General features: G+C 41.0%; 11 protein-coding genes. 7 read left to right on the top strand and 4 right to left on the bottom strand.

Annotation, left to right across the window (positions count from 1 at the left end):
- Window positions 1–181: 181 nt before the first annotated feature.
- From ACE1CM_RS17800 to ACE1CM_RS17785, 4 genes are all read right to left on the bottom strand, one after another.
- The gene (locus tag ACE1CM_RS17800; RefSeq protein ID WP_374878907.1) at window positions 182–313 is read right to left on the bottom strand and encodes a hypothetical protein; all 132 of its coding nucleotides are present in this window, start codon (window positions 311–313) and stop codon (window positions 182–184) included.
- A gap of 5 nt (window positions 314–318) precedes the next feature.
- The gene (locus tag ACE1CM_RS17795) at window positions 319–852 is read right to left on the bottom strand and encodes a hypothetical protein (protein ID WP_374878905.1); all 534 of its coding nucleotides are present in this window, start codon (window positions 850–852) and stop codon (window positions 319–321) included.
- Window positions 853–858: 6 nt separating this feature from the next.
- Window positions 859–1,059: a hypothetical protein gene (locus ACE1CM_RS17790; RefSeq protein ID WP_374878903.1), complete on the bottom strand. Its 201-nt coding sequence runs from the start codon at window positions 1,057–1,059 to the stop codon at window positions 859–861.
- A 358-nt stretch (window positions 1,060–1,417) separates the two neighbouring features.
- A complete protein-coding gene (locus ACE1CM_RS17785) occupies window positions 1,418–1,612 on the bottom strand; it encodes a hypothetical protein (protein WP_374878902.1) in 195 nt (64 codons plus the stop codon).
- A gap of 950 nt (window positions 1,613–2,562) precedes the next feature.
- Between ACE1CM_RS17785 and ACE1CM_RS17780 the strand changes: the two genes are divergently transcribed.
- From ACE1CM_RS17780 to ACE1CM_RS17750, 7 genes are all read left to right on the top strand, one after another.
- Window positions 2,563–2,898, top strand: a complete 336-nt coding sequence (locus ACE1CM_RS17780) for a hypothetical protein (protein WP_374878901.1) — start codon at window positions 2,563–2,565, stop codon at window positions 2,896–2,898.
- Window positions 2,876–3,088, top strand: coding sequence for a hypothetical protein (locus tag ACE1CM_RS17775; protein WP_374878900.1), 213 nt, complete (start codon window positions 2,876–2,878; stop codon window positions 3,086–3,088). The genes ACE1CM_RS17780 and ACE1CM_RS17775 overlap by 23 nt, the downstream gene beginning before the upstream one ends.
- Before the next feature lie 189 nt (window positions 3,089–3,277).
- Window positions 3,278–3,499 (top strand): hypothetical protein, encoded by a 222-nt coding sequence (locus ACE1CM_RS17770; RefSeq protein WP_374878898.1) that lies wholly within the window; start codon window positions 3,278–3,280, stop codon window positions 3,497–3,499.
- Window positions 3,496–3,753 (top strand): hypothetical protein, encoded by a 258-nt coding sequence (locus ACE1CM_RS17765; protein ID WP_374878896.1) that lies wholly within the window; start codon window positions 3,496–3,498, stop codon window positions 3,751–3,753. The genes ACE1CM_RS17770 and ACE1CM_RS17765 overlap by 4 nt, the downstream gene beginning before the upstream one ends.
- Before the next feature lie 139 nt (window positions 3,754–3,892).
- Window positions 3,893–4,033 (top strand): hypothetical protein, encoded by a 141-nt coding sequence (locus tag ACE1CM_RS17760; RefSeq protein ID WP_374878894.1) that lies wholly within the window; start codon window positions 3,893–3,895, stop codon window positions 4,031–4,033.
- A gap of 369 nt (window positions 4,034–4,402) precedes the next feature.
- Entirely contained in the window at window positions 4,403–4,579 is a 177-nt protein-coding gene (locus ACE1CM_RS17755; RefSeq protein ID WP_374878892.1) for a hypothetical protein, read from the top strand.
- A 623-nt stretch (window positions 4,580–5,202) separates the two neighbouring features.
- Window positions 5,203–5,394 (top strand): hypothetical protein, encoded by a 192-nt coding sequence (locus ACE1CM_RS17750; protein WP_374878890.1) that lies wholly within the window; start codon window positions 5,203–5,205, stop codon window positions 5,392–5,394.
- Window positions 5,395–5,438 lie beyond the last annotated feature (44 nt).

Below are 5,438 nucleotides of genomic sequence, written 5' to 3'. Positions count from 1 at the left end.
TTTCCGGCACATCAACATCGCGAAATAATTGATTAACTTCCTGATTGTGAAGTAGGCGATAGACAGATTGTAAGTGGTCAAAATCATTCATGGTCGTTCACATTTATGGTCCTTCAATTGTAAAAGTTTGAGATTTAGTTTTTTTGTCTGATTCTTCAGATGATTTACCAGTAACCAACTCCTATACAGCTTGATTAAATTTCTGTCGGGGTTCGCGCATTTCAATAACAGTATCCTGAATGCTTTTAACTTCAGATACGGCACAAGACAAACTGCTAGCTACATCATCAATGTTTTGTATTTCCTGAATCATGCCGTTTAATTTAGTCTGACCTGGAGTAGCTGCGTTAATTTCTTCTGTACCCCAATTATTTGAAGTCCAGTGTTAAGAATTTCTCCTACAGTTTGGAGGACATTACTACTCAACATCGCTGCATTGTGTAGCAATAGGATAAAAGATAAAGCATCCAGCAGCATAGGTAAGCGAAACCACCTTGCCCACTTATCGAGTCGCTTTGTTATTTCCTGAAAAACTTCACCAACTTTGTTGAAAGTTCTCTGCACAAGTTCGCCAAGATAATCGAGTTTCGTTCTAACATTATTAACTGCAACTACATCATCTAATTTCTTAGCAACGTTTGACACGCAAATTGCAGTATTATTTACACGAGTTGCTGTTGATTGAACTACGTTATCAACTGAATTGACGGTGGTTGAAGTCGTTTGAGTGGTTGTGTTTATCGTATTAATTGGTGGCTGGAATTCGTTGATGTTAGCGTTGATTGCTAAATAGGCTTGCGTTACTTGCGCAAGCTGGCTTGTATTTGTCGTTAACACGCGACGCAATGCCACTAAAATTCAACTAAAATCGCAAGTCACTTTTTTTACTTCCTCCCCTTCTTCAATAATTCTGCGAAGTCTACGATTAATTCTAGGAACAATCTCAAACTCATCCTGGAATGGCGTTTCAGGTTCAGAACCAGGTGACCATCTCCCAGAAGGAGTTTCTACGTCAATTGGCGCATAAGACTCCCCAATTGTGCTAGTAACTTGAGTCAATCTATCAACTCTACCATTAACAGAAAGCAAATTACCAACCCAAAAAATGAAGCCAGCGTAAAAATAATAAATATGTTGAGCTGACAAATTACTATCAAACAACAAAGTAGCGTTAATTGTTTGGGTTCTACCTTGTATAATTATCAGATCGTAATCTTCACCACCACTCCAATAATGGGGAGGTAAAGATAAAGGCGCCCCTGCTACCCATTGCCATCCATCATCAGTAATAAAGCTCGTTCCTCCATACCAAACTGTAATTATGTCTGTATCTTGCCAGCGTGGATCTATTGGTAAAGTTAAGTTAGCTTCTAAAGGATTATTCTAAAATATTTCTAACTCGCCGCCACTGCCAAAGTTATTTAATAAACCTGAGAATTTCCTCAAAGATAAAATCGCTAACTTCGTTTAAACCCGGAAAAACTAAATCGTTCAATCCCCGCTTAAACTGTTCTAATTTGTCGTGAGTTTCTCGAGATTTATCGATAGCGAAACCGCCAGGGGAACGCGGCGGTTTCCCTGGTGGATGTTGTAAATTCAAAGCGAACTTCATCCCACGTTCAGCTGGTTCTTTGTATCTAGGTAAATCTTGAGGTTTAGTTTGCGTTTGTGACCTTTGTGATGGCGAAGAACCAGATCGCCGTGCCCGTCGCGGGTCGGATACACGACCTGTTGGTCGAGTAGGAAGAACGGCGGCACTCAAGTGCCTAGGAAGAACGGAACGGGTATAGGCTGCGACTGTCTAGGTGCGGGAATTTGTTGTCTTAAATTCGGCGGTAATTCGCTTTCATATTGTTTAAAAAATTCCTTTTTGTATTGCTCTTGTCCTCGCGAGTAATCCCTTTTATATGGGTTTCTTAAATTTTGACTATTTTGACGTCTGCCAAAATCTGCCATAGGGCGTGGCAGTAAAGTTGGTGATGAATATCTTGCTCGCGATACAGCTATTAATGTCTGCCTCGCTATAATTCTAACCAGTGAAGCTGCCATTTAAATTGACTCGATAATTTCTAACCAGATGACACAATTGCAGAAATTGCACCAGAGTAGTTAATATCGCGAATATTCAGAACGTAACTCGACGCACCAGGATTTAAACCAATACGCGCAAGAGCAATTGCACTTGTACCGTAATTGAGATAGACAATCGCACTTCCTCGATTAACATCCTTAACAGCTTGCGGTTTTGATTGGCAGGTAAGATGACTGAGTTAGTAGCGGCACAGCAGCTTACGTCAACTATTACGACAAGACCGTTTACGGTGAAGAATCTCAGCTGATTGACGTTGAATTTGAGGTTCTAGAATCCAACAAAAAGATTCTAACTGATGGAAAAGCGGAACGCATAAAACTCGACGGGGAGTGTCAAAAACAAATTTCTGACTACATCCTCAGCGCTTACACAAACTAGAGTTTAGCAATTCATGGGCGGGTTAACGAAAGCCCTGCCACAGATTTAACTAGAGGACAAGGATTAGAGGACATCTGAAAAACCCTAACGAGTTGGTATTTTATGCTTCCATCTCTTGCGGCGCTGCCTACTTAGCCAGACTCAATCTTCCTTTCCACTTTCCCATCATGCTGCTACGTCTAGGAGTACTTGGCTATTGCGGTTACATCATTGCAATTGCTGAAGGAAACAAAGAATTAGCAATTCTATTAGGTGGTGCAATGTTGATTGGTTGCATCGGTGGATATTGGGATTTAATCGAAGTCCACACCAAGTACGTTTCGCCAGAGATGACGCTGACGCTTACCGCAACTTCCTTAGCAGTACTGATAACCATTTCCTACGTACTTAACCAAAGCAAGGCAGATGCTTTGGTTAGCAAAAAATAAGCGGTTATTCCTTGGTTTGTCATGGGCTTCTATCTGTTGCCTAGTTGGTTCGTTCGCCTATCCACTTCAGAAGTTACAGGTATGGCGACAAGTCGAGAAGAACGCGATCAACCAAACCTATACTCGTAACTTTGTCATCACCGAAAGCGATGTCAGTTTACCTTACGAGTTTAATAGGGATAGAGTCTAGCTAATCCCTAAGATTTACCAGGACAATAAACAGCAGAAACTTTTCTTGCTGGTAGCTGCTGGTGTCTGGGCGTTATCTGCTTTATCCATCGGACAGGAAACAATATTGGCTGACGAGATTGATTCTGAAGTGAATCAAATCAAGGCTATTGGTAAGAAATAATTGCTGGTAGAGGGAGTCTAGTACAGTTTGGCACTGGCTAGTAAATCTCAGGGACTTCTTTTCCTAGATGAAATGCCAGATCTAATAGATGAATTTGGTAGCGCTGAAGCTGAAATCTTAGAAGCTGACGAAATTAACGCTACAGACAAATTCACCAATACAGGGTATTTAATTTCAGAAGGTATCCCGATTGATGCAGCAATAACCCAGACATGGGGGTTTCGCGAGGGAACACCGGATCTACCATGAAACAGAAGTTTTTGCCATGGCAGGGTGACGAGGAAATCGAGGAAGAAGTTACCCCAGACTTCAGGACTCAGTTCCCAGAAACAATCGATGCGGCGTCACATAAAACGATTAGCAAGGCTTTAGCAGAAAAAGTGAGTATGTCAGATATCATCGCCGACTCCCTTGGTTGTAAGGGCACTCAAACCGAAGTGGGAGAGGCGGAATTTGATTACCTACAAAAACCCTTCGCAATCAAAGCAAAAAACCAGAATTAGTCTAGGAAATTTTGCCAGCGTTCCTGACGACTATTCCGAGGAAATTAATTGAGTTATTCGCGGGAACATAGCTGTTGACCCGGTTTTTGATGGCAATAGCTTTATCTATGTTTTACGGCACGATCTCACCGGGTTTATATTGTGTGAAGCACGTACTAGAGATGCAGCTTTAAAGGATCTAGATGACCTTTATGCCCTTCATCCTTGGGATGATGATGAAATTAAACCTGGTTGGTTGCCGCCAGACGTTATTCAGAAAGGCTTAGATATCTTCAGGTAAGCGTATAACAGCTTACCTGAAGATGAAGAAAATCCAACTTGGATTGAAATAGCCTTGGATGCTATCCAACGTCGGATGCGACGCGGAAAATTTGTTTCCGATGATTTGCGGGTTCAACTTAACGATGAGTATTTTGAAACAGTGGTGTAGATTAAAGACATTCTCTCTACCACAATCTGTTTCTAATTAGCCATTTTATCGGGACACCCTTGAAGGTGTCCCTTTCTACCCAACCTATGACAATTACGAAAATTGAATTCTCCCTAACCGCTGACTACGACCGTTACAATCACGGAAGTCACTCTTGATGATAACTTACCAAACGTTATCAAGGAGTTAATACTTTTAGCTAAATCCTGCGTACCTGAAATGCAAGAATTCTACAAGAGATCCGATATACTCAGCAAGGAATTGGAAGTACTCGAGATAAAAGTCATAGCTAAAACCAATGAATGGAATGCAATAGCTGAATTTTTGAGGCGTCAAGGGATTAAACCTAACGCGACAAACATTCCTCTGTTTTCTGAACTATTTTCCCACAACTGAGTCAGAAACTGAAATTGTTGACGGTGAAATTGAGGACGCCTAATTTTATCCGGCTAGCATGAGTTAAGCTTCAATAAAGTTTCTGAGACAGACGCCGAAAGATGCCGTCGAGGATGGGAAACCTTTATCCAGAACGGCATCGATTACTTGAAAATTATCAACGTGAAAGACAATGGATATAACTTACGACCTTTTGCCAGACCCGCTTAAAGACCCACCATATCCATCGATTGGCGATCAGACTGAATACTGCGAATAACTTCACAACCAGGGTCATTGCATCACTATTGATTGGGCAACTAATGAAATAAGAAATCACTGATGCTACGTGCGGGTTGGTTTAGTATATCTTGCTGTCGCTTTAATTAATACAACTATACTTCGCGAGCAAAATTTAAGTGGCGAAACTTTAAAGAATACTGTCAAAAAATCTTGGGAAAGACAGAGTGGTACATCAACAAAATAATTGATGCATCTGAGATAGATCTGCACTTAATACTTCTTGGCTATCCTCCAGAACAGCCCACCTGCGAATTTCAAGTTTGTCACGTCAAAATTTACAAAGAAGCCTGTGAGGCCAAACTATATTAAATAATAAAAAACATATAAATTGGTCAGAAAACTTGACGGATCGCCCTATTCAAGTGTTAAAGAATGCATGGCAGAAAGTTATTGATAGCATTCCGCATCATCAAATAACCGGAAACAAAGTTGCCGAAATCCTTGATGAGAATCCCCAATCACATCGAAAATACAAGTTGGCAGATCAACTCGCGAAAAGTGGGAACCTCCTGCTGCGAGTGATGCTGGAATGACCCCTGATGATTATTTAGAAGCTTTGCTAGATGGTAAATTAGAC

Origin of the sequence: Microseira sp. BLCC-F43 (assembly GCF_041929235.1) — a bacterium.
Lineage (GTDB): Bacteria > Cyanobacteriota > Cyanobacteriia > Cyanobacteriales > Aerosakkonemataceae > Microseira.
Note: the sequence above shows the minus strand (reverse complement) of the source record. Positions and strands in the feature narration are given on the sequence as shown.